This is a genomic window from Mesorhizobium sp. BR1-1-15 (assembly GCF_020165475.1).
Taxonomy (GTDB): domain Bacteria; phylum Pseudomonadota; class Alphaproteobacteria; order Rhizobiales; family Rhizobiaceae; genus Mesorhizobium.
The window spans coordinates 72,462-95,167 of the sequence record NZ_JAIUIF010000015.1 but is presented as its reverse complement, the minus strand read 5'-3'; the positions used below and the strand labels follow the sequence as shown (position 1 = coordinate 95,167).

The following is a 22,706-nucleotide window of genomic DNA, read 5'->3' as shown; positions in this document are numbered from 1 at the left end:
CGCAGGCCAAGCAGGCATAGCGATGGCCACTGGAACGCTCAAGCGGGCTGGAAGCGGATCGCGCCCTTGTTGAGGAAACACGCTTTGCTGAACAGCGACAGATCCAGCGGGTTCGGTAGCCGAACGTCGCTGATATCGGGAAACGGCTTCGTTGACGGATCGTAGGAGCGGTCGATCTGCGAGATGAAGACCAGGATCACGCCCCTGTCACGCGCAAAAGCCTTCAATGTCCGGACCTGGTCCATCAGCTCCGGATTGTCCCGCTTCTGGTCGAGCAGTTGCAGATAGTCGATGACAGCGAGCGTCCCGCGCGCCGCCGATCCCAACACCTCGACGATGTAGTCGGCGCTGATGCCATCGGAAGTGTCGGACGCGAACAATCGGTCGAACTGGGCGGGGTCCGCCCCGATGGCGCGAAACCGGTCCAGCACATCGCGATGCGTGTATTCCAACGAGAAGAACACGCTGCGATGGCCACGCTTCATGGCTTCGACCGCGAGTTCGAGGCTCATCAGCGTCTTGCCGTGGCCTGGTCGCGCACCGACCAGAACCAGGTCGCCGGGCATCAGCCGCGAGAACAGCCTGCCGGCGGCCGTCGTCTCGGCTGCCTTGGCCGCAAGCAGACTCCAACTCGCAAAACCTTCGCGGGCTGCAATACGGTCAAGCGCCTGATGGAGCGGAATCTTCTCCTCGCGGGACAACAGCCTGGCTTGACGCTTCAGATTGTAAACGGGCGCAATCATCGCAAACCTCCTGGTGCGAGCAGTCTTCGCAACCCCTCCTTATGCCTGGTGCTCGAACAGTCGGTTCGATGATCGGATTGCCCCGCATGAATGATGCTTTCCCGACGGAGGGAGGAGGCGTGGGCGCGCCGGAATCAGACAATACCCTAATGCTGGCGGGTCGAAAACGCGCATACGTGCCGGGAATGCTGAACAAGATGTGTTTCGCCGGCGGGCGTAAGCCGATTTATGATCGTGCCGGGGGTGATTCACCGCCAAAACACAAACGCTTCGACAGGAGAACGGGTCTGGTGCGGTTGAGATCTATCCCGCTGGGTGTCGTCGCCAGCCTCTTCCTCGTTGTCGTCGCTTTGACGGCACGGTCCTTTGCCGCGCCCTCGGCCATTCCGGCCTGGCTGCAGGCCCATGTCGGCGAAGGTGATGGCCAGATCTCAGCTGTGGTCCTGGAGCGGGCCCGAGCGCTTTACCTGAAGAAAGTCGGCGCAGGAGCCGTTAACAATCCCTGCTACTTCGCCATGGATGCGACGCGCCCTAGCGATCTGGGCAACAACAAACTGGGTCACCGTTATTACATCATCTGCGAGGCCAGCCAGGCGTTTCGCGCCGTTTCGGCGGGCCACGGCAGCGGCCGGAATCTGAAGGGCGTCGCCGATTTCGCCAATGGCAAGCGCTGCGCGAAGAACTTCGGCAATGCGCTGGATTCGTCACTGACCGCCGGCGGCGCCTATATGACCGGCGAGGCGAAAACCTCGTTCAAGGGCTATTATCGCACCGCGGCGAAGCAGGACGTGGCTTTCATGCGTACCTTCGTGCAGTTCGATGGCGAGGGCGAGGCCGCGAACGCCAGGCAGCGCGTGATCGGCGGGCATCCGGCGGAAGTGTTGAAGGGAATGTGTCTTCGCAAAGACCCGGCCAGCTCGCATGCCGACCATGACGGCTACGTGCCGTTCGGCAAGCTGGTGGATTATGCCGGCGGCCGCAGCAATGGCTGCACCAGTTGGTCGGCGGCGGATGCGCGGCAGATCATCCCGATGGTGAAGGACAATCCGACGACGCTCTACATCTACCCTGAATCGCGCGACATCGCCGCCGTTGCGCAAATCGTGGCGGCGGGGCGTTCGCTGTCGGACGCTGGGCCCTATTGGAACGCATCCTGCCTGAAGGAAATCGGCTCTCCGAAATTCTGGCCGCGAAAGACGCTCGAGCCGATCATTGCCCAATATAGGAAGGACCACCCGGCACCGCCTCCGCAGCCGGTGCCGATCTGCAAGGAGCCGTGAGGTCCGTCCCGGCTCGGGGGATGCGGGGCCTACGGGATCGCATTCCTCAGCGCAGGAAATCGAACATCGCCTGCATGAAACCGGATGGATATTCGACGTTCGACAGGTGAACCGCCGGCAGGACGACCAGCTTCGCGCCGGGCACCGCCGCGGCGATCAGTTCGCTGTGGCTGGCCGCCGTCACCGTGTCGTGCTCGCCGGCGATCACCAGCGTCGGCCGCGAGATCAGCGCCACCGTGCGGCGAAGGTCGGCGTCGCGCACCGCCGCAAAGAGGCCCGCCAAGCCCTGCCGGTCGATGGTGAGCAGCATGGCGCGAAATTCCCCGATGACGGGCTCGTTGGCCGCCATCATTTTGGCCGGGAACCAGTTGTTGAGGAACGTTTCGGCGGTTTCGGCCATATCGGGCGCCTGCCGGACGGCGGCAATGCGCTCGTCGAAATAGCTTGCCGGTCCGAGATGCGACGAGGTGTTGCTCAGGATCAGCCGGTCGATCCGCTCCGGCGCGTGGATGCCGAGCCATTGCCCGACGAAGCCGCCCAGCGACAGGCCGAGGAAATGCACGCGGCCAAGACCAAGCGCATCGAGCAGTTCGATCACATCGCGGCCGAGCCGGTCGAGCGAATAGGCGCCGGCCGGCACGCTCGATCCGCCATGGCCACGAAAATCATAGCGCAGAACCCGGAAATGCCTGGACAGCTCGCCGATCTGTCCATCCCACATATGCAGCGTGGTGCCGATGGAGTTCGACAGCATCAGAACCGGCTTTCGCGCATCGCCGTCGAAACGGTAGGCGATGCGCGTGCCGTCGCCAACAGTCACAAAATTCAGCTCACTCATGATGAAAGATCCTTCTGGAAGGGTTGAATGACAGAGCGTAGTCAGATCGTTGGTTTGTTGATATTACAAAGTCAGGACAATCTCTGTAATCAAAGCTGACATGGCTGAATTCACCTTGCACGACCTGCAGTGCTTCGACGCCGTGATCCGCACCGGCGGCTTTCAGCCGGCGGCGGCCCTGTTGCATCGTTCACACCCGGCTGTATTCGCCGCTGTCGCCAAGCTGGAACGGCAGCTCGACCTCGTTCTCCTGGACCGCAGCGGCTATCGCGTTCGCCCGACCGAGGCCGGGCTGTCGTTCCACCGCCGGGCGCAATCGCTGCTACGCGAACTGGAAGGCCTGCGCGTGCATGCTGCCCAGCTCTCGATGGGCGAGGAAACCGAAATTCATGTCGTGATCGGCGACCTATGCCCACGACCGCAGGTGCTGGGCCTGCTCGGGCGGTTCTTCGCGCAATGTCCCGGCACGCGTCTGCACCTGCACTTCGAGGCCGTCGGCGGCCCTTGCGAACGCCTTTTCGACGACGAGGCCGATCTGGTCCTGCACTGGATCGACAAGGGCGATGCGCGGGTGGAATGGATCGATTTGTGCAAGGTGCCGTTCATTCCCGTGGTGGCACCGGGCTTTCTGCCGGAGCGCATCGAGCCGCCGATCACGCTCGACCAGATGCAGGCGCTCACCCAATGCGTGATGCGCGACACTGCCCGCCATTCACCACAACAAGATTACTTCATGGTCGAAGGCGCGCCGCAATGTCTGGTCGCTGACCAGGGCATGAAGAAGGAGATCATCCTGCAGGGCCTCGGCTGGGGCCACCTGCCACGCTTCCTGATCGAAGAGGAGCTGCGCGATGGACGCCTGCGGTCCATCGCCGGCCCTCATATGCCGGGCCGCACCGACGAACTGGTGGTGGCGCGCCGCCGCGACCGTCCCCACGGGCCGGTCGCCAACCGTTTGTGGGATCATATCCAGCAGGAGGCGCCGGCATTGCGCCGCGCGTTGGAGCCCCAGAAGGTTGTTCCATAGGGCAGGCAAGCACCGAGGGTCGCGCCGGCTACTGCAGCAGTCCCTTGATGATGCCGCTTGCCTTGCCGAAATCCATCTGGCCGGCATATTTTTGCTTCAGCGCCGCGATCACCTTGCCCATGTCCTTCTGGCTGGCGGCACCGGTCGCTGCGATCGCCTCGCGTGCCGCGGCGGTGATGGCGGCATCGTCCAATTGCGTCGGCAGGAAATCGCGGATGATCTCCATCTCGCCGCGCTCCTGCGCGGCCAGTTCCGGCCGCTTGCCGTCCTCGAACGCTTTGGCCGATTCTTCGCGCTGCTTCACCATCTTGGCCAGGATCTGCAGGATCTCCTCGTCGCTGGCCGGCTCCTTGCCGGCACCGCGATTGGCTATGTCGCGATCGTGGATGGCGGCCTGGATCAGCCGCAATGTCGGCAGCCGGTGCTTGTCCTGCGCCTTCATCGCGCTCTTCAGGGATTCGGCGATTTTTGCGCGCATCGTGCTCTCTCCTTCGGTCGGCGCGGACAATAGCGCCGGGTGCAGGCCAACGCAAACCCTGATATGTCGAGGCAAGCCTATGATATTGCTCAATGAAATAAATCGCGGCGGCATTTCCCATCATCATTGACCGACCTGCCCCCTTCCCCTATGTACTGGGCCTTGCATGAACTGAAGCTTGAGTGCGTGAAGGCCGCGAATTCGCCGCTCCGCGCCGTTTGCCGCGCAAATAGCCCGCCGGGCCTGTTTGAAGCGCGCGGCCTGATAGGAGTGCCGCCATGGCCGACACCGCGTCCACCCCCGCTTGGGCCACCGAGAAACCGACGGCATTGCTGGTGCTGGCCGACGGCACCGTCATTGAGGGTCGCGGTCTCGGCGCAACGGGTTCGGCGGTCGCCGAGGTCTGCTTCAACACCGCGCTTACCGGCTATCAGGAGATCCTGACCGATCCGTCCTATGCCGGCCAGATCGTCACCTTCACCTTCCCGCATGTCGGTAATATCGGCACCAACGGCGAAGACATCGAGGACCTCAATCCGGCTGCTCGCGCCGGTGCCGTCGGCGCCGTGTTCAAGGCCGATGTCACCAATCCCTCCAACTACCGCGCTGCCGGCCATCTCGATCAATGGCTGAAGAAGCGCGGCATCGTCGCCCTCTCGGGCATCGACACCCGCGCGTTGACCGCGTTGATCCGCGAAAAGGGCATGCCCAACGCCGTTATCGCGCATGCGCCCGACGGCGTCTTCGATCTCGACGACCTGAAACGCCGCGCCGCCGCGTGGTCCGGCCTGATCGGCCTCGACCTCGCCAAGGAGGTCACGTCAGGCCAGTCCTCGGTGTGGCGCGAGACGCCTTGGGTGTGGGACGAGGGCTTTGGCGAACAGAACGAGCCCTCCATGCATGTCGTCGCCATCGACTATGGCGTCAAGCGCAACATCCTGCGCCTGCTTGCGGGGCTTGGTGCCAAGGTGACCGTGGTTCCGGCCAAGACCGGCGCCGAGGAAATCCTCGCCATGCAGCCGGACGGCATCTTCCTGTCCAACGGCCCCGGCGACCCTGAAGCCACCGGCGCCTATGCCGTGCCGGTCATCCAGGACCTGCTCAGGACCGAGATTCCGGTGTTCGGCATCTGCCTCGGCCACCAGATGCTGGCGCTGGCGCTGGGCGGCAAGACCGCCAAGATGCATCAGGGCCATCACGGCGCCAACCATCCGGTCAAGGACCACACCACAGGCAAGGTCGAGATCGTCTCGATGAACCACGGCTTTGCCGTCGACGCCGACTCGCTGCCGTCAGGCGTCGAGGAAACCCATGTCTCGCTGTTCGACGGCTCGAATTGCGGCATCGCGCTGACAGGCCGGCCGGTATTCTCGGTCCAGCACCACCCCGAGGCCTCGCCCGGCCCGCAGGATTCGCATTATCTGTTCCGCCGCTTCGTCAACCTGATCCGCGAAAAGCGCGGCGAGGAACTGCTGGCCGAACGGGCTTAGTTCCGACAGATCCTCATATTCGTGCCCCATCTTCCGCGACGCCTTTGGTGACGGTTCCGAGTGCCGCGGGCCTCGCCACTTTCGTAACGAAGACAACGAGCGCCAGCACTAGGAAAACCGCGCCAACCAGGTAAGGCGCACCGCCGAAGGTCACTGGCGCGCTTGGCCCGGTGAACCAGGAAAAGATCGCGGTATAGAGCAGCGGCGTGACGATCGATGTGATCGAGAAGATCGACGTCATCGCGCCTTGTAATTCACCCTGCGCCGAAGGCGGCACCTTGGCGGCGGCGAGGCTCCTGAGCGGCGGGTCGGCCAGCGCTTCCAGGCAGCCGACGACGATCACCGCATAAATCATCCAACCCTGCGTCGCGAAGGCGTAGCCGAAAGCACTGAGCGCCGTGAACGCAAGACCGATAACCGCCGTCCTCCACTCGCCAAGCCTGGGAATGATGCGCGGCAGCACCGTTGCCATGACGATGGCACCGCACAGACCGAAAGCGCCGAGCGAAAAACCGATCTGCTGCTCGTTCCAGCCATAGCGATAGCTGGAGACGAACGACCAGACCGCCGGATACATCATGTGGCCAAGCGTCATCAGGAAGAAGACCAGCCCGATCCAGCCAATGCCTTGATATTGGCGCATCTGGAGAAGCGTGCCGACCGGGTTGGCGCGTTTCCAGTCGAAGCGCCGGCGGTGCTTTTCATCGAGCGTTTCGGGCAGCAGGAACAGCGCGATCAGGAAGTTCACAAAGGCAAGTCCGGCGGCGAAATAAAACGGCACGCGCGGCCCGAAGGTGCCGAGCAGCCCGCCAAGGACCGGCCCGATGACGAAGCCGACGCCGAAGGCGATGCCGAGCAGGCCGAAATTCTTGGCCCGGTTCTCATCGTTCGAGATGTCGGCGATGAAGGCTGATGTGGTCGAATAGCTGGCGCCTGAAATGCCGGCCAGCACGCGCCCGATGAACAGCATCGGGTAGGACCAGGCTATGGCGCAGATCAGATTGTCGATGGAAAACGTCAGCACGGAGGCGAGAAGGATCGGCCGCCGGCCGAACCGGTCGCTCAACCCGCCCATGATGGGCGCGAAGAAGAACTGCATGGCCGCATAGACGAAGAACAGCCAGCCGCCTTCGATCGCCGCCTGCGAGACGCCGACGCCGGTCAACTCTTGCAGATAGGCCGGCAGCACCGGCATGATGATGCCGAATCCGATGATGTCGAGGAGCAGCGTCGTGAAGACGAGCGCAAGCCCCCGCTTGGCGGTTTTGGGATCCATCATGGTTTCGTCTGCTCCTTCCCGGCGCCTGGCGCGCAGGCGGAGGCACTTATAGGCGAGCAGGCCGTCAGGAACAATGAGGGAACAAGCAGGACGTTCGCATCCTGACACCCCCTGACGACATCCTTGCCGTCAGGTCACCCGTGAAAGAACCGGATGCTCAGATCGGGTTGTTGAACGTATCGCAGTCGGAAAGCTTGCCGCTCTTGTAGCCGCGCGCCAGCCAGGTCTGCCGCTGCGCCGACGTGCCGTGGTTGAAGCTTTCCGGCACTACGTAGCCCTGCATCTTCTTCTGCAGCGTATCGTCGCCGATCTGCCTGGCGGCATTGAGCGCGCTTTCCATATCGCCTTGCTCCAATATGCCCTTCTGCGCCGTGTAATGCGCCCAGACGCCGGCGAAGCAGTCGGCCTGAAGCTCGACGCGCACCGACATTTGATTGGCTTCGGCCTCGCCCATGCTTTGCCGCATCTGGTTGAATTTGGACATGATGCCGGTCAGATTCTGCACGTGATGGCCGACCTCATGCGCGATCACATAGGCCCGCGCGAACTCGCCCGAGGCGCCGAACTGCTGGTCCAGCTGCTGGAAGAATGTCATGTCGAGATAGACCTTGTGGTCGCCGGGGCAATAGAACGGTCCGGCCGCCGACGAGGCGAAGCCGCAGGCCGAGCGGATCTGCCCGCTGAACAGCACCAGCTTGGGGTCCTCATAGGTCAGTCCGTTGGCCTTGAAAATGCCTGTCCATGTGTCCTCGGTCTCGGCCAGCACGGTTGCCACGAACTGCTTCATCTCGTCGGAAGCCGGCGCACCGGTGCCCCCGCCCTGGCTGCCGCTGTTGTCCGTTATCTCGCCGCCGCCAGGCAGCAGGCCTCCACCGCCGCCGCTCAGCACCTGGATCGGATCGATGCCGAAGGCTTTCAGGCCGAAATAGAGCACGACGAGGATGATGATGGTCGAGATCGACATGCCGCCGCCGCTGCTGCCGCCGATCGGAATGCGGAACTGGCCGGGTCCGCCGCCACCAAATCCGCCGCCGCCGCTGCTGCGCTGGTCCTCGACATTGTCACTCTGACGACGGCCTCTCCAGAGCATGGCAACTCCCCGCGCTGCGAATTTACTGGTCGATCCGGCGCGAGGCCGGCTCCACCTCATAAACAATTATCTCAATGGTTGCGCCAAGTCACAGCATTTTTCGCAGCCGTGGCCGTGCTGGCATGTTGGCTCCGCTGCTCTGGCCGCGACTGTGGAATGTCTATGGCATCGCCGGCGAAACGAGCCAACGGCTTGGCAAAGTCCCTAGCCCGCCGTCATCGCCTTGCGGAACGCTTCCAGTGTCTCGGCACTGACATGGTGCTCTATGCCCTCGGCATCGATGCGCGCCGTCTCGGCGCTGACGCCGAGCGAACGCAAAAAAGCCTCCACCGTCTGGTGGCGAATGCGGCTCTCTTCCGCGACCTTGCGACCTGCTTCGGTCAAGAACACGCCGCGATAAGGCTTTCTGGAGACCAGCCCGTCGGCACACAGCCTGGTCAGCATCTTGGCCACTGTCGGTTGGGCGACCCCCAGCCTGGCTGCGATGTCGACCTGGCGGGCCTCGTTGCCGTCCTCGATCAGGTCGGCGATCAACTCGACATAGTCCTCGACCAGCGCGCTGCGGCGCGCTTCGCGCGTCTGCCGGAACCCTTCCGAATGGACATCGGCATCGGGCAGCGGCTCACGCGGGACCGGTCTGTTCTTCAGCGCCAATATGCGCTCCTCCTTGGCTGCCCGAAGATTGAATCGGCCCGCATTCATAGCACGGGCCCCGACAATCCTGGCGTTTATTTGCATTCGGGCCCAGGCGCAACCGCATCGCCGCCGCGTCGGAGCACGATCGATCGCATCACAAAAGCATGATCAATGAAATATAGCATATTGCATAATGTTGAGCCGTGGCATAGATAGGAGACATCATCCATTGCATCAAGCGGAATTCGCCATGTCCGAGACCGACGCCACCGCCATAGCCAGACCAGCGTGGCGGTTCGACAGGCCAGGCGATGAGCAGCCGAGCCTGCGCGAGGTCAACTCCTCGATCGCCGTACCGAATTCGGGCGTCTGGTTCCGTCGGCTGTTTGCCTTCATGGGGCCGGGCTACATGGTCTCGGTAGGCTATATGGACCCGGGCAACTGGGCGACCGACCTCGCCGGCGGCGCCCAGTTCGGCTACACGCTGCTGTTCATCATCATGCTGTCCAACCTGATGGCGATCCTGCTGCAGGCGCTGGCCGCGCGTCTCGGCATCGCCACCGGCCGCGACCTCGCCCAGGCCTGCCGCGCCTACTACCCGCGTCCGGTCAACTTCGTGCTGTGGATCGCCTGCGAGCTCGCCATCATCGCCTGCGACCTCGCCGAAGTGATCGGCACCGCGATCGCGCTGCAGCTCCTGTTCGGCATTCCGCTGATCGGCGGCGCCATGCTCACCGCGCTCGACGCCTTCCTGGTGCTTTTGTTGATGAACAAGGGCTTCCGCTATCTCGAAGCCTTCGTCGTCGCGCTTCTGATCATCATCTTCAGCTGCTTTGCCATCCAGATCTTCGTCGCCGCGCCGCCGGCCGGCACGATCCTGCATTCGATGTTCGTGCCGTCATCCGAAATCGTCACCAATCCGGCGATGCTCTACATCGCCATCGGCATCATCGGCGCCACCGTCATGCCGCACAATCTCTATCTGCACTCCTCAATCGTGCAGACCCGCGCCTATGAACGCACCGACGAGGGCAAGCGCGACGCCGTCAAATGGGCAACGACGGACTCGACCATCGCCCTGATGCTGGCCCTGTTCGTCAACGCCTCGATCCTGATCGTGTCGGCGGTCGCCTTCCACAACACCGGCCATCAGGACGTCGCCGAGATCGGCCAGGCTTTCGAACTGCTGTCGCCGCTGCTCGGCCTGAGCATCGCCTCGATCCTGTTTGCCGTGGCGCTGCTCGCCTCCGGCCTGAACTCGACGGTGACCGCTACGCTTGCCGGCCAGATCGTCATGGAAGGCTTCCTGCGCCTGCGCATCCCGCAATGGGCGCGGCGCCTGCTGACGCGCGGCCTCGCCATCATCCCCGTCGTGGTCGTCACCGCGCTCTATGGTGAAAAGGGCACTGGCCAGTTGCTGGTGTTCAGCCAGGTGATCCTGTCGATGCAGCTGCCCTTCGCGGTGATCCCGCTGGTGCAGTTCGTCTCCGACAGGAAGACGATGGGCAATCTCGCCATTCCGCGCGCCGTTGCGGCGCTCGCCTGGGTGGTCGCCGCCATCATCCTGCTGCTCAACTTCAAGCTGCTCTACGACACGCTGTTCGGGATCGGCTGAAATCGGCCGCGACAAAGACGCGGCCCGCGCTATTTCTCGCTCGATCATGACCACGATAGCCCAATCCCGAAGCTTCTATGCCAAGCTGATGGCTGCCCAGGCGCGTTCCGCCGATCCGCGTCTTGAAGAGGTGTTCGCGGCCGTGCCGCGCGAGGCGTTTCTCGGTCCTGGCCCATGGACGATCGTCGCCGGCCAAGGCGCGGTCGAGACCCCGAGCGCCGACCCGCGCTTCATCTACCAGAACGTGCTGGTGGTGCTCGATGCCGACAAGGGCATCAACAATGGCGAGCCGTTCCTGCACGCCATGTGGATCGGGAAACTCGCGCCCAGGCCCGGCGAGGCTGTCACTCACATCGGCGCCGGCACCGGCTACTACACGGCTTTGCTGGCCAGGTTGGTTTCACCTGGCGGCACCGTTGCCGCCTTCGAACTGGACGCCGATCTTGCCTCGCGGGCAAAGGCAAACCTTGCGGGCTACGAGAACGTCACTGTCATTCCTGGCGATGCCGTCACATCGGATTTGCCGCCGTCGGACGTCATCTATGTCAATGCCGGCGTCGCGGCACCTCCACCCGGCTGGCTCAAGGCGCTGAAGCCGGACGGCCGCATGATCTTCCCGTGGCGCCCGGCCGAGCGCGTTCCCCTGGCCGTTCTGGTGACCCGCACCGAAAAAGGTTTTGCCTGCGACCCTTTCATGCGCTCCTGGTTCATCCCTTGCTCCGGCGCGTCGATTGCAAGCCCCGCGGCAAAAATCCCGACGCGCGACCAGGCCGCGCGCAGCCGCTCGATCTGGCTGACGGCGGACAAGTTGCCGGACCGCACCGCCACCGCGATCTTTGAGCATGTCTGGTTTTCGTCACGCAGCCTCGACGCGCGGCCTCGGGGCTGACGAACCGAAATTCGGCAGGGCCTGTCGGACGGCCAGCCAGTCATCCGTCCTTGGACTGAAGTCCGGCCCTGACGGCATGGATCGAAACAGGAGGAGCATCCCATGAGAAAGATCATAGCGGCGACATTCGTCAGCCTCGACGGCGTGATGCAAGCGCCGGGCGGCCCGGAGGAGGATCCCGTCGGCGGCTTCAAGTTCGGCGGCTGGACGTTCCACTATTTTGACGAAGTGGCGGGCGCGGCGATGGATGAACTATTCTCCGAGCCCTTCGCCCTCTTGCTCGGCCGCAGAACCTACGACATCTTCGCCGCGTACTGGCCGTATCAGAAAGATCCGATCGCGGATGCCTTCAACCCTGCGACCAAATATGTGGCGACGCATCGTCCGGATTCGCTCACCTGGCAGAACACGCAATCGCTTGGGCCTGATATCGTCCCGGCGTTGCGCCGCCTCAAACAGGAAGATGGACCTGACCTGCTCATCCAGGGATCGGCCAATCTGATCCAGACCTTGCTCGCCAACGGGCTGATCGACGAGATTCGGCTGATGATCTTCCCGCTGTTGCTGGGCAAGGGCAAGCGGCTGTTCGGCGATGACGCGATGCCGGCCGCCTTCAAGCTGACCCGCTCGCAGACTTCCAGCACCGGCGTCATCATGGCGACCTACGAGCGCGCCGGCGAAATCAAGACCGGTTCCTTTGTCACGGGGGAGCCATCCGACGCCGAGCTCGAGCGGCGCAGGACCTGGAAGTAGTGTGTCGGCCTTGGCACCTTCCTCTCCCTCCGGAGGGGAGAGAGGAACCCAAGGTCTACTTGGTCTCAAGCCGCCATCAGCCGCCGCGCCAGACCGTCGCGTACATACCGCGCAAACTCCTGGGCCGCGGGGCCGACACCATGCCTTGGCAAATGCAAACTGATGGCAAAATTCGGCAGCGGCGGCAGCGCGCCGTCAGACGATAGGATCTCCAAGTCGGCCGGCACCGTGGAGGCCAGCCAGGTGGTGACGGCCAGGTCGGAGCGCACCGTCGCGGTCGTCGCGTCGATATTGCCGTTCTCGAACACGGTGCGCCATTCCAGCCCATGCTCGTGGAGCGCCGAAAGCACCACCGGCCGGAAGGCGCAGCTGTCGGCGACCATCGAGACCGGCAGGGGGCGCTTGGCGCGCGCGACACCGCCCTTGGCGCCGACCCACACCAGCCGATCGATGGCGAGGCACTCGCCATCCGATGCCCCCACCCGCTCCTCGATGACCGCCAGGTCGATAGTGCCGGCCGCGAGCGCCGCGGCCAATTCCGGTGAGGAGGCGCAGACCAGCGATATCTCGACCTGCGGATGGGTTTGCGCATAGGCTTTCAGCACCGGCGCCAGCGTCGTGCCGACAAGGTCGTAAGGCACGCCGAACCGCACCTGGCCGGCCACGACATTGGCAGCCATTTCGGCCCAGATCTCGTCATTAAGGCTGAGCAGCCGCTTTGCCTTGCCGAACAGCCGCTCGCCGGAAGAGGTCAGCCGCAAGCCGCGCCGGTCGCGCTCGAACAGGCTGCGGCCGAGCGCCTCCTCCAGCCGCCGGACTTGCTGGCTGACGGCGCCTTGCGTCAGGTGCAGCGCATTGGCCGCCGCCGTCATGCTGGCCTTGTCGGCGACGGTGACGAAGGTGCGCATGAGCGTCGTATCGAGGTTGCGGATCATGTCCTGCATTATAGATGCTAATGCCAGTCATCGCAAATATTGCATTTACTGATATTCGGCTGCATCTACCATGGGGCCTCCGACTGAGGACGCCGCATGCTCCAACCCGTCATCCCGCTGATCCTGTTCGCCCTGGTGGCGACCAGCACGCCCGGCATCGCCACCACCTTGTCGACGGCGTCGGGCGCGCAGTTCGGCTTTCGCCGCTCCATCCCGCTGGTGGTCGGCAGCGCGGCCGGCTTGGCCACCGTCACCGGGGCGGCGGCCGCCGGGCTGGCCGGCCTGCTTCTCGCCATGCCGTCCTTGCAGCTTGCCATGAAGATCGCCGGCTCGCTCTACCTCGTCTGGCTGGCGCTCAAGATCGGCCGTGCGGGGGCCCCCAAGCTCGATGTGACGATGATCAAACCGAACAGTTTTCTCGGCGGTGCCGGCATTCAGTGGATGAACCCCAAGGGCTGGGCGATGGGGCTTGGAGCCGCGGCATCCTTCGCCGCACTCGCCGACGGGCCGGCGCGGCTGGCCCTGCTGCTCGGCTCCACCTTCGGCCTCACCGCCGCCTTCTCGCTGTCGCTATGGTGTGTGGCCGGCATGCTGCTCGCCCGGCTGCTGAAGACCGAGCGGCAATGGCGCGCGCTCAACATCCTGCTCGGCCTGGTGCTGGCGGCATCGATCATTCCGATGTGGCGGCAGGCGTAAGATGGGCCTGCAGAACCTGGGTTCCTCGCCCCCGCAAGGCGAGGCGAGGAACCCGAATCCTGTCAAGCCGCGTAGCGTGCGGCTGGCTTGTCGGCGTGCAGGCTGCCGTAGAAGGTCTGCCGGGCGCCGAGGAAGGCGTCCAGCTTGGCCGTATCGGCAAGCGCGGGCACGGTGACGGCTTCGCCCCTGGCCAGGCCGACAAGGGCAGCATCGACCATATCGTCGGCAGTCATGATGATTTCCTTCGGAAGCTGGTCGATATTACTTCCCGCGGCTTCCCAGAAATCGGTCCGGGTCGCCCCCGGCAGCACCACCTGCGCCTGGACATGGGTGCCGGCAACCTCGCGCTGCAGGGCTTCGGTGAAGTTGACGACATAGGCCTTGGTGCCGCTGTAGATGCCGCCGAACGAGGTGTCAAAGGCCAGCACCGAGGCGATGTTGACGATAGCGCCGCGGTTGCGCGCGAGAAATCCCGGCAGCACAGCACGCGTCAACCGCGTCAGGGCGATCACATTGACCTTGATCATGCGTTCAGCCGCATCGGCGTCCGCCGTCGCAACCACCTGCGCACCACCAAGCCCGGCATTGTTGACCAACAGCGTGACGCTGTCATCCGTCGACACCGTCCGCTCCACCCGCCGCACATCATCGTCGTTGGCCAGATCGGCACTGATCACGCTGACCTTGCGGCTGTAGGCATAGCGCAGCCTTTCAGCCAATTCCTCGAGCCGGTCGGCGCGGCGCGCCACCAGCACCAGGTCATAGCCCTGCCCCGCCAGCCGGTCGGCATAGACAGCGCCGATGCCGGAGGAGGCGCCGGTGATGACGGCCGTGCCCTTGTTCTCGCTCATTGTCCTGTTCCTTTTCGCTTTTCGCTCTGGTTCGGCTTCGACGGATGCGCCGGCTGCCGAGCTTCTCGATCGTCAATTGGTGGCATATGCCACCTTTGGCGAAGTAGGTATATGCCACTATCTTGTCAACGGCGGTCGCGAAAACTATTTCTGGCGGCAGGCTGGCACAGGCTTTGCCGGCGAGGAGTTGACATGACCGACCTTCAGCAGCCGGGATTCAGCCGATGCAACAATGCCACCTTGCGGCGCACCGCGCGCAGGCTCGGCCGCTTCTACGACGACGCGCTTGCGCCTTCTGGGTTGAAAGGCACGCAATTTGGCCTGCTCTTTCAGATCAGTGCCAGCAGCGAACCGGCGATGGGGACCGTTGCCGAGGCGCTGATCATGGATCTCTCGGCGCTCGGCCATACGCTGAAGCCGCTGGTCCGCGACGGCTATGTCGAAACCTTCCCCGACAAGGACGATCGCCGCGTCAAGCGCGTCCGGCTGACGCCGCACGGCCAGGCCAAGCTCGAAGAGGCGATCAGGCTGTGGAGTGTCGCCCAGCAGCGCTTCGAGGAGATGATCGGCGCGGAGCAAGCCGCGAAGCTGCGTGCGACGCTGGATGATGTGGCCTCTCTGGACCTCGAAACGCCGGCGGCCGCTCCCTCCAGTTGAAGCGGCCGCGTAAGAACCAGTGACGAAAAGCTCGGCGCCCTCTACTCCGCCGGCATGGCGACCGGCCGCGCCAGCATCCGGCCGGCCAGCACGATGCCGAGCCCGATGACCGGGAAGACGGCCGCGATGAGGCCGAGATCGGCCGGCCCGCCATAGCGCAGCACGGCGCCGCCAACCACCGCGCCGAGCGCCACGCCGAGATAGAGCGCGGAGGCGTTGAGCGACAGCACGATCGGGGCAGCGTCCGGGGCGAGCTTGATGATGCGGCTCGCCTGCGCCGGCGGGAAGGCCCAACCGACGATGCCCCATGGCACCATCATGCCCATCAGCGCCGGCCCGGCGAGATGATGTGGCAGGAAGGCCGGGATCAGCGAGAAGGTGACAAGCATGGCAGCGCTCAGCGCCAGCGACCAGCCGACGGTGCGCGTCGCGCCAAACCGGTCCGCGGCCTGGCCGCCGGCGATGTTGCCGATGACGGCGCCGACACCGAAGGCGAGCAGCATGCCGGGCAGCGCTATCGGGGAGAGCCCGCTGGCTTCGATGGCCAGCGGCGCGATAAAGCTGAAGACGGTGAAGGCGCCGATGAGGGCAAGCGTGGTCGTGACCAGGATCGGCATCACGCCGGGACGCATTGCCGCCGCCAGCCGGCGCTTCAGCGGCAGCTTGGTGCCGATGATGCCGCGCGGCAGCCGGTACCAGAGGATGGCGCCGGCGAGCGCGCCGAGGCCTGCGATGGCATAGAACGTTCCGCGCCAGCCGGCGATCGCCGCGACCAGCGCACCGAGCGGGGCGCCCACCGCCACCGCCACCGTGGTACCGCCGACGACGACGGCAATGGCGCGGGCCCGGTGATGGTCATCGACCAGCGCCACCGCCGTGCCTTGCGCGGTCGCCGCGAACAGGCCCGACGACAGCGCCATGATGATGCGCGCGGCGAGCAGCACTTCGAAGGAGGAGCTCAAGGCCGCGGCAACGTTGCCGATGACGAAGAACACCAGCGTCCACAGGATGACGCGGCGCCGGTCCCATTCGCCGGTCAGCGTCGCCAGGATCGGCGTGCCGACCGCATAAGCGAGCGCGAAGGCGGTGATCAGCGTGCCGGCGAGCGGAACGGAGATGCCGGCATCCCAGGCGATGTCGGGCAGAAGGCTGGAGATGACGAAGCCTTCGGTCGAGATCGCAAACGATCCGAGCGCAAGCCAGAAGATCCGCTTGTCCATGGCGATGTGTCCTTAGTTCAAAAGTTATTGAACAATTGGACATAACCCGGCAGGATGTCAATGAAGCCAGGGAAAAATAGCACAACCATCCTGACAGCCCTGTGTCAGCACGGTCGTGAAAGGGAGAGCGGTGTGCACGGCAGACGTGGAGCGGGTGCGTTGAAATCGGCCGGAACTGTGCTTAGGTTGCAGCCATGAGCCTGCCACATCCCAATACGGACCAGATCAGCCTGCCGATCGTGCTCGCCGTGCTCGGCGACCCGACGCGGCTGGCGATCGTGCGTTATCTCGCCAGCAAGGAAGGCGTGCCGCTGAACTGCAGCAAATTCCTCGATCTCGCCTCGAAGACCAATCTGAGCTACCACCTGGCAAAGCTGCGCGAGGCCGGCGTGACTCGCGCACAAGTGGCCGGCACCAACCGCATGATCACGCTGCGCCGCGCCGATCTCGATGCCCGCTTCCCCGGCCTGCTCGACAGCATTATTGCCGCCGCAGGCGACGATCCGGCGCTGCCGGCGGTCGGCGGCCATGATATCGAAGTGACGGCCTGACTCGCGGGATCTGGGTTCTCGCCCCCACGGAAGTGGGGAGAGGAAACGCTGCCTCACAACCGGAGCTCCCCATGCGCATCGCTGTCCTCGCCGATATCCATGGCAATGTGCTGGCGCTTGACGCCGTGCTCGCCGACCTCGAGCGGCGCGGCGGCGCGGATATCACGGTCAATCTCGGCGACAGCGTTTCGGGTCCGCTCTGGCCGCGCGAGACGTTTGCGCGGCTGGAAGCGCTGGACCTGCGGACCGTGCGCGGCAATCATGACCGCCGCGTCGCCGCCGATCCGGCCGATGAGACCATGTGGGCCTCCGACATCTACGCGCGGGAACGGCTGACCGGGGCGCAGCGCGAGGTGCTGTTCGCCTAGCCTCTGACGCTGGAGATCGCGCCCGGCGTGATCGCTTTCCATGCCAGGCCCGATCATGACGAGAAATACCTGCTCGATGCGATCACCGATGGCCGGCTGGTGCGTGCGCCGCTGGCGGCGATCCGGCGGCGGTTGAAGGCGCTCGATCCGGCCTGCCGCCTGGCCCTGTGCGGCCATAGCCACCGGGCCGAACTGATCCGCTTGCCCGGCGGTCCGGTGATCTTCAACCCGGGCAGCGTCGGCTGTCCCGCCTATGAAGACTCGACGCCGCCGGCGCATTCCTCCGAGCAGGGCGCGCCGCATGCGCGCTATGGCATCGTCACTTCAGGCGAGCCCGGCCGGCCCGACCGTTTCGAGGCCATCGCCGTCGATTACGATCACGAGGCGGCCGCTAGCCAGGCCGAACAGGCGGGACGGCCCGAATGGGCCCATGCGCTGCGAACCGGCTTCATGCCCGGCTGAATGCTCTTCGCATTCATGCCGCCAGGCTGCTCTCTCCCCGCTCCTCCGATCATCGCCTTCACGCAGATCCGTCCCTGTCGGAAGAAAATCTCGCTTCTGGACATGGCGCAGCGTCGTCGCCTATAAAATCGGCTTCGCGTGTGGCGGCGTTTTCGTATCTGGCGGTGCCTTTGGTAATGCAATCTATCGGCCACGGCGAAGCGATGAAGCGCCGGTCTACGCTCCGAACGACGCTCTTCGCGCTGATCGCCGCTCCTGTGCTTCTGACGGTGGCCCATGCCGAGGATGGGCCGTTCATCTCCATCATCACCGGCCTCGCCCCCGACGATCTCCTCAACGTCCGCGCCCAGCCATCGCCGATCGGCAAGACCGAGGCGCGGCTGGCCAATGGCGCCAGCGTGAACAATCTCGGCTGCATCGACGTAGACGGCCGGCAATGGTGCAAGGTCGAGGCCGAGAACCCGAAAATCAGCGGCTGGACCCCTGCCCGCTACCTGAACCCCGTCAATCCGGCTTCGCCGCCCGATCCGGATCAGGCGGATGCGTCCGCTGCCGCGACCAACAATGCAGGCCAGGCGCTCGACGCCGCGACGGCCAGCCCCGCGGCCGCTCAGCCGCCCGCCTTGCCGCCCGACCTGACGGCGAGGCTGGGCGGAGCCGATGATGCGGCTGCCCCCGCAACCACGCCGAAATCCGCCGCGGTGATCGCCATGCAGGATGCCTACGGCCTGGCGCTGGTGGCGAATGAACGGCCGCCCACTGGGGAGAATCCGGCTCAGGCGGAGGCCACCGCCGGAGGTGCAGCCATTGAAATTCCCTGTGCGCGCAATGTCGGCCAGCCGATGACCCTTTGCGCGGCAAGTGTCGAGCACAAGGGCAGCGACAAGGCCGACGTCACCGTGACCTGGCCCGACGGCGGCAGCCGCGTCATCTCCTTCTACGGCGGCCTGCCCGCCGGCTCCGACGGCGACAGCGATTTCCGCTTCACCCGCGAAGGCGGCCTAAGCATGATCCGCGTCGGCATCTCGGAACGATTCGAGATTACGGACGCGGTGGCGTTTGGGGATTAGTTTGGAAGGCAGTAGGGCAGTAAGGCAATATGTGAAGTGCCTGGAGTGACTGCCCTACTGCCCTACTGCCCTACTGCCCTACTGCCCTACTGCCCTACTGCCCTACTGCCCTCATTTTCGGGGTTACATCCCGCAAAACTCTTCCCTATAAGGCCCTCCTAGCCTGATACCAGAATCGCAAGCACAACCGGCCGGGTCTCCCGTCCCGGTTTTTCGTGCAAGCCGCTCGCCGAACGGAATTCATAAAGATGCCAAGACGCACCGACATCAAGTCGATCCTGATCATCGGGGCCGGCCCCATCGTCATCGGCCAGGCCTGCGAATTCGACTATTCCGGCACCCAGGCCTGCAAGGCGCTGAAGGAAGAGGGTTTCCGCGTCATCCTGGTCAATTCCAACCCGGCCACCATCATGACCGACCCGGAACTGGCCGACGCCACCTATATCGAGCCGATCACCCCCGAGGTCGTGGCCAAGATCATCGCCAAGGAGCGCCCGGATGCGCTGCTGCCGACCATGGGCGGCCAGACCGCGCTCAACACCGCGCTGTCGCTGCGCCGCATGGGCGTGCTGGAGCGCTACAATGTCGAGATGATCGGCGCCGACGCCACGGCCATCGACAAGGCCGAGGACCGGGCGCTGTTCCGCGAGGCGATGAAGAAGATCGGCCTGGAAACGCCGAAGTCGATGCTGGCCAACGCCACCGACGTCAAGAATGCCGACCGCAAGACGCATGAGGCCGAGCGCGCGGCGCTGAAGGCCGAAAAGCCCGACAATCTCGACGCCGCGCTCGACGCGCTGGAGACAAGCTGGAACCTCGGCGAAGGCGACCGCAAGCAGCGCTACATCAGCCACGCCATGGCGATCGCCGCCCAGGCGCTCGACCATGTCGGCCTGCCCGCCATCATCCGCCCCTCCTTCACCATGGGCGGGACCGGCGGCGGCATCGCCTACAACAGGGCCGAATTCTTCGACATCGTCCAGTCCGGCCTCGACGCCTCGCCGACCACCGAAGTGCTGATCGAGGAGAGCGTGCTCGGCTGGAAGGAGTACGAGATGGAGGTCGTCCGCGACAGAGCGGACAATTGCATCATCGTCTGCTCCATCGAGAACATCGATCCGATGGGCGTGCACACGGGCGATTCGATCACCGTCGCCCCGGCGCTGACCCTGACCGACAAGGAATACCAGATGATGCGCAACGCTTCGATCGCGGTGCTGCGCGAGATCGGCGTCGAGACCGGCGGCTCCAACGTGCAGTTCGCCGTCAACCCGGCCGATGGCCGGCTCGTGGTCATCGAGATGAACCCGCGCGTCTCCCGCTCCTCCGCGCTGGCCTCCAAGGCGACCGGCTTCCCCATCGCCAAGATCGCCGCCAAGCTTGCCGTCGGCTACACGCTGGACGAGCTCGAGAATGACATTACCGGCGGCGCCACGCCCGCCTCGTTCGAACCGAGCATCGATTACGTCGTCACGAAAATCCCGCGCTTTGCGTTCGAAAAATTCCCCGGCGCGGAGCCGGTGCTGACCACCGCCATGAAGTCGGTCGGCGAAGTCATGGCTATCGGCCGCACCTTCCAGGAATCCCTGCAGAAGGCTTTGCGTGGCCTGGAGACCGGCCTCACCGGCCTCGACGAGATCGAGATCCCCGGCCTTGGCTCCGCCAACAGCGCCGACGACCGCAACGCGATCCGCGCCGCCTTGGGCACGCCGACGCCCGACCGGCTGCGCATGGTGGCGCAGGCGATCCGCATGGGCACCTCGCTCGAAGACGTGCACGCAATGTGCAAGATCGATCCGTGGTTCCTCGAGCAGATCGCCGGCATCCTGGCCATGGAAGCCCGCATCCGCGAGCACGGTCTGCCTGAGGACGCCGCCAATCTGCGCATGCTGAAGGCCATGGGTTTTTCGGATGCCCGCCTCGCGTCGCTGACGAAGAGCGACGTGGAAGTCGTTCAGAAGATTCGCGAAAAGCTCGACGTTCATCCGGTTTATAAACGCATCGACACCTGTGCGGCCGAGTTCGCGTCGCCCACCGCCTACATGTACTCCACTTATGAAGTGCCCTTCGCCGGCGCGCTCGCCAACGAGGCGCAGGTGTCGTCGCGCAAGAAGGTGGTTATCCTCGGCGGCGGTCCGAACCGCATCGGCCAGGGCATCGAATTCGACTATTGCTGCTGCCACGCGGCGTTTGCGCTGCGCGACGCCGGCTATGAAGCGATCATGATCAACTGCAACCCGGAGACCGTGTCGACCGACTACGACACGTCGGACCGGCTCTATTTCGATCCCCTGACGGCGGAGGACGTGCTGGAGATCCTGCGCGCCGAGCAGGCCTCGGGCGAGCTGGTCGGCGTCATCGTCCAATTCGGCGGCCAGACGCCGCTGAAGCTCGCCGATGCGCTGGAGAAGGCCGGCATCCCGATCCTCGGCACCTCGCCCGACATGATCGATCTGGCGGAGGACCGCGACCGCTTCCAGAAGCTCTTGCACAAGCTCAATCTCAGCCAGCCGAAGAACGGCATCGCCTATTCGGTCGAGCAGGCCCGCCTCGTCGCCGGCGAGCTCGGCTTCCCCCTGGTGGTGCGCCCCTCCTATGTGCTGGGCGGCCGCGCCATGCAGATCATCCATGACGAGGGCATGCTGCAATCCTACCTGCTCGACACCGTGCCCGGCCTGGTGCCGGAGGACATCAAGCAGAAATACCCCAACGACAAGACCGGCCAGATCAACACGCTGCTGGGCAAGAACCCGCTTTTGTTCGACACCTATCTCTCGGGCGCAATCGAGGTCGATGTCGACTGCCTCTGCGACGGCAAGGCGACCTTCGTGTCGGGCATATTGGAGCACATCGAGGAGGCCGGCATCCATTCGGGCGACTCGGCCTGCTCGCTCCCCGTTCACTCGCTGCCTTCGGAGCTGGTCGAAGAGCTGGAGCGGCAGACGGCGGCCCTTGCCCGCGCGCTCAATGTCGGCGGATTGATGAACGTGCAATACGCGATCAAGGACGGCACGGTCTATGTGCTGGAGGTCAACCCGCGCGCCTCGCGCACCGTGCCCTTCGTCGCCAAGACCATCGGCCGCCCCATCGCCAAGATCGCCGCCCGCATCATGGCCGGAGAGAGCCTGGAAGACGCCTTCGCCCATTACGGCGCCATGCCCGACCCCAGGAACCCGGGCCACATCGCGGTCAAGGAAGCCGTCTTCCCCTTCGCCCGCTTCCCTGGCGTCGACATATTGCTCGGCCCGGAAATGCGCTCGACCGGCGAGGTCATGGGCCTCGACCGCGACTTTGCGCTGGCCTTCGCCAAGAGCCAGTTAGGGGCGGGTGTTGATCTCCCCCGCTCAGGCACGCTGTTCGTCTCGGTGCGCGACGAGGACAAGAAAGGCATATTGCCGGCGGTCAAGCGCCTCGCCGGCCTCGGCTTCAAGGTGATGGCCACATCAGGCACCGCCCGCTTCCTCGCCGAAAACGGCGTCGTCGCCGAGAAAATAAACAAGGTGCTCGAAGGCCGCCCCCACATCGAGGACGCCATCCGCAACCGCCAGGTCCAGATCGTGTTCAACACCACGGACGGCCAGAAGGCGGTATCGGACTCCAAGTCGCTACGCCGCGCGACCCTGATGCAGAAGGTGCCGTATTATACGACGCTGTCGGGTGCTGCGGCGGTGGCGGAATCGATTGCGGCGCTGAAGGCGGGGAGCCTGGAGGTCAGGCCGCTGCAGGAGTATTTTGCTTAAGGCGACAGCCAATCAGTGAAAAATTCCGAGACGATGAC

At 64.6% G+C, this 22,706-nt stretch carries 23 protein-coding genes; 14 read left to right on the top strand and 9 right to left on the bottom strand.

Going from position 1 to position 22,706, the window contains the following annotated elements; translation table 11 throughout:
• Window positions 1–38: 38 nt before the first annotated feature.
• Window positions 39–743, bottom strand: coding sequence for a DNA helicase (locus tag LB541_RS22660; RefSeq protein ID WP_224619667.1), 705 nt, complete (start codon window positions 741–743; stop codon window positions 39–41).
• 290 nt (window positions 744–1,033) lie between these two features.
• Between LB541_RS22660 and LB541_RS22655 the strand changes: the two genes are divergently transcribed.
• Window positions 1,034–2,023, top strand: coding sequence for a murein L,D-transpeptidase catalytic domain family protein (locus LB541_RS22655; RefSeq protein ID WP_224619685.1), 990 nt, complete (start codon window positions 1,034–1,036; stop codon window positions 2,021–2,023).
• A 46-nt stretch (window positions 2,024–2,069) separates the two neighbouring features.
• Here the strand turns inward: LB541_RS22655 and LB541_RS22650 are convergent, their stop codons facing one another.
• Complete coding sequence (locus LB541_RS22650; RefSeq protein WP_224619666.1) at window positions 2,070–2,861, bottom strand: alpha/beta fold hydrolase; 792 nt, start codon at window positions 2,859–2,861, stop codon at window positions 2,070–2,072.
• A gap of 100 nt (window positions 2,862–2,961) precedes the next feature.
• Between LB541_RS22650 and LB541_RS22645 the strand changes: the two genes are divergently transcribed.
• A complete protein-coding gene (locus LB541_RS22645) occupies window positions 2,962–3,888 on the top strand; it encodes a LysR family transcriptional regulator (RefSeq protein ID WP_224619664.1) in 927 nt (308 codons plus the stop codon).
• A 28-nt stretch (window positions 3,889–3,916) separates the two neighbouring features.
• Here LB541_RS22645 and LB541_RS22640 read toward each other — a convergent pair whose 3' ends face one another.
• A complete protein-coding gene (locus LB541_RS22640) occupies window positions 3,917–4,366 on the bottom strand; it encodes a GatB/YqeY domain-containing protein (protein ID WP_224619661.1) in 450 nt (149 codons plus the stop codon).
• A 278-nt stretch (window positions 4,367–4,644) separates the two neighbouring features.
• Between LB541_RS22640 and carA the strand changes: the two genes are divergently transcribed.
• Window positions 4,645–5,856: a glutamine-hydrolyzing carbamoyl-phosphate synthase small subunit gene (gene carA, locus LB541_RS22635; RefSeq protein ID WP_224619659.1), complete on the top strand. Its 1,212-nt coding sequence runs from the start codon at window positions 4,645–4,647 to the stop codon at window positions 5,854–5,856.
• Window positions 5,857–5,869: 13 nt separating this feature from the next.
• Here carA and LB541_RS22630 read toward each other — a convergent pair whose 3' ends face one another.
• From LB541_RS22630 to mntR, 3 genes are all read right to left on the bottom strand, one after another.
• A complete protein-coding gene (locus tag LB541_RS22630) occupies window positions 5,870–7,171 on the bottom strand; it encodes a TCR/Tet family MFS transporter (RefSeq protein WP_224619684.1) in 1,302 nt (433 codons plus the stop codon).
• A gap of 121 nt (window positions 7,172–7,292) precedes the next feature.
• Window positions 7,293–8,225 carry a neutral zinc metallopeptidase gene (locus LB541_RS22625; protein WP_140555992.1) on the bottom strand — a complete coding sequence of 311 codons (933 nt, stop codon included), beginning with the start codon at window positions 8,223–8,225 and terminating at the stop codon, window positions 7,293–7,295.
• Between the two features lie 204 nt (window positions 8,226–8,429).
• Window positions 8,430–8,879, bottom strand: coding sequence for a manganese-binding transcriptional regulator MntR (gene mntR / locus LB541_RS22620; RefSeq protein WP_181165236.1), 450 nt, complete (start codon window positions 8,877–8,879; stop codon window positions 8,430–8,432).
• Window positions 8,880–9,111: 232 nt separating this feature from the next.
• On the opposite strand from mntR, the gene LB541_RS22615 reads away from it, so the two are divergent.
• The 3 genes from LB541_RS22615 (at window position 9,112) to LB541_RS22605 (ending at window position 12,118) form a co-directional block, all read left to right on the top strand.
• On the top strand, window positions 9,112–10,476 hold the full coding sequence (locus LB541_RS22615) for an Nramp family divalent metal transporter (RefSeq protein ID WP_224619657.1): 1,365 nt from the start codon (window positions 9,112–9,114) through the stop codon (window positions 10,474–10,476).
• A gap of 46 nt (window positions 10,477–10,522) precedes the next feature.
• Window positions 10,523–11,365, top strand: coding sequence for a protein-L-isoaspartate O-methyltransferase family protein (locus LB541_RS22610; RefSeq protein ID WP_224619655.1), 843 nt, complete (start codon window positions 10,523–10,525; stop codon window positions 11,363–11,365).
• A 102-nt stretch (window positions 11,366–11,467) separates the two neighbouring features.
• Window positions 11,468–12,118 (top strand): dihydrofolate reductase family protein, encoded by a 651-nt coding sequence (locus LB541_RS22605; protein ID WP_140728585.1) that lies wholly within the window; start codon window positions 11,468–11,470, stop codon window positions 12,116–12,118.
• Between the two features lie 65 nt (window positions 12,119–12,183).
• Here the strand turns inward: LB541_RS22605 and LB541_RS22600 are convergent, their stop codons facing one another.
• Entirely contained in the window at window positions 12,184–13,053 is an 870-nt protein-coding gene (locus LB541_RS22600) for a LysR family transcriptional regulator (protein ID WP_140582270.1), read from the bottom strand.
• 96 nt (window positions 13,054–13,149) lie between these two features.
• Here LB541_RS22600 and LB541_RS22595 point away from each other — a divergent pair, with 96 nt between their 5' ends.
• Complete coding sequence (locus LB541_RS22595) at window positions 13,150–13,749, top strand: LysE family translocator (protein ID WP_224619654.1); 600 nt, start codon at window positions 13,150–13,152, stop codon at window positions 13,747–13,749.
• 62 nt (window positions 13,750–13,811) lie between these two features.
• Here the strand turns inward: LB541_RS22595 and LB541_RS22590 are convergent, their stop codons facing one another.
• Window positions 13,812–14,600 carry an SDR family NAD(P)-dependent oxidoreductase gene (locus LB541_RS22590; protein ID WP_140582040.1) on the bottom strand — a complete coding sequence of 263 codons (789 nt, stop codon included), beginning with the start codon at window positions 14,598–14,600 and terminating at the stop codon, window positions 13,812–13,814.
• Here LB541_RS22590 and LB541_RS22585 point away from each other — a divergent pair.
• Together LB541_RS22585 and LB541_RS22580 are read left to right on the top strand one after the other, a co-directional pair.
• Complete coding sequence (locus LB541_RS22585; protein WP_140582043.1) at window positions 14,572–14,796, top strand: hypothetical protein; 225 nt, start codon at window positions 14,572–14,574, stop codon at window positions 14,794–14,796. The genes LB541_RS22590 and LB541_RS22585 overlap by 29 nt on opposite strands.
• Window positions 14,793–15,257 carry a MarR family winged helix-turn-helix transcriptional regulator gene (locus LB541_RS22580; RefSeq protein ID WP_140495930.1) on the top strand — a complete coding sequence of 155 codons (465 nt, stop codon included), beginning with the start codon at window positions 14,793–14,795 and terminating at the stop codon, window positions 15,255–15,257. Before LB541_RS22585 ends, LB541_RS22580 begins: the two co-directional genes overlap by 4 nt.
• Before the next feature lie 41 nt (window positions 15,258–15,298).
• Here the strand turns inward: LB541_RS22580 and LB541_RS22575 are convergent, their stop codons facing one another.
• On the bottom strand, window positions 15,299–16,477 hold the full coding sequence (locus tag LB541_RS22575; protein WP_140582045.1) for an MFS transporter: 1,179 nt from the start codon (window positions 16,475–16,477) through the stop codon (window positions 15,299–15,301).
• Window positions 16,478–16,671: 194 nt separating this feature from the next.
• Here LB541_RS22575 and LB541_RS22570 point away from each other — a divergent pair, with 194 nt between their 5' ends.
• The 5 genes from LB541_RS22570 (at window position 16,672) to carB (ending at window position 22,668) form a co-directional block, all read left to right on the top strand.
• Entirely contained in the window at window positions 16,672–17,028 is a 357-nt protein-coding gene (locus LB541_RS22570) for an ArsR/SmtB family transcription factor (RefSeq protein WP_224619652.1), read from the top strand.
• Between the two features lie 71 nt (window positions 17,029–17,099).
• Window positions 17,100–17,396 (top strand): metallophosphoesterase family protein, encoded by a 297-nt coding sequence (locus LB541_RS22565; RefSeq protein WP_224619650.1) that lies wholly within the window; start codon window positions 17,100–17,102, stop codon window positions 17,394–17,396.
• A 27-nt stretch (window positions 17,397–17,423) separates the two neighbouring features.
• Window positions 17,424–17,858, top strand: a complete 435-nt coding sequence (locus LB541_RS22560; protein ID WP_224619648.1) for a hypothetical protein — start codon at window positions 17,424–17,426, stop codon at window positions 17,856–17,858.
• Window positions 17,859–18,061: 203 nt separating this feature from the next.
• On the top strand, window positions 18,062–18,928 hold the full coding sequence (locus LB541_RS22555) for an SH3 domain-containing protein (RefSeq protein ID WP_140582051.1): 867 nt from the start codon (window positions 18,062–18,064) through the stop codon (window positions 18,926–18,928).
• Between the two features lie 248 nt (window positions 18,929–19,176).
• Entirely contained in the window at window positions 19,177–22,668 is a 3,492-nt protein-coding gene (gene carB / locus LB541_RS22550; RefSeq protein WP_224619646.1) for a carbamoyl-phosphate synthase large subunit, read from the top strand.
• Window positions 22,669–22,706: the final 38 nt, after the last annotated feature.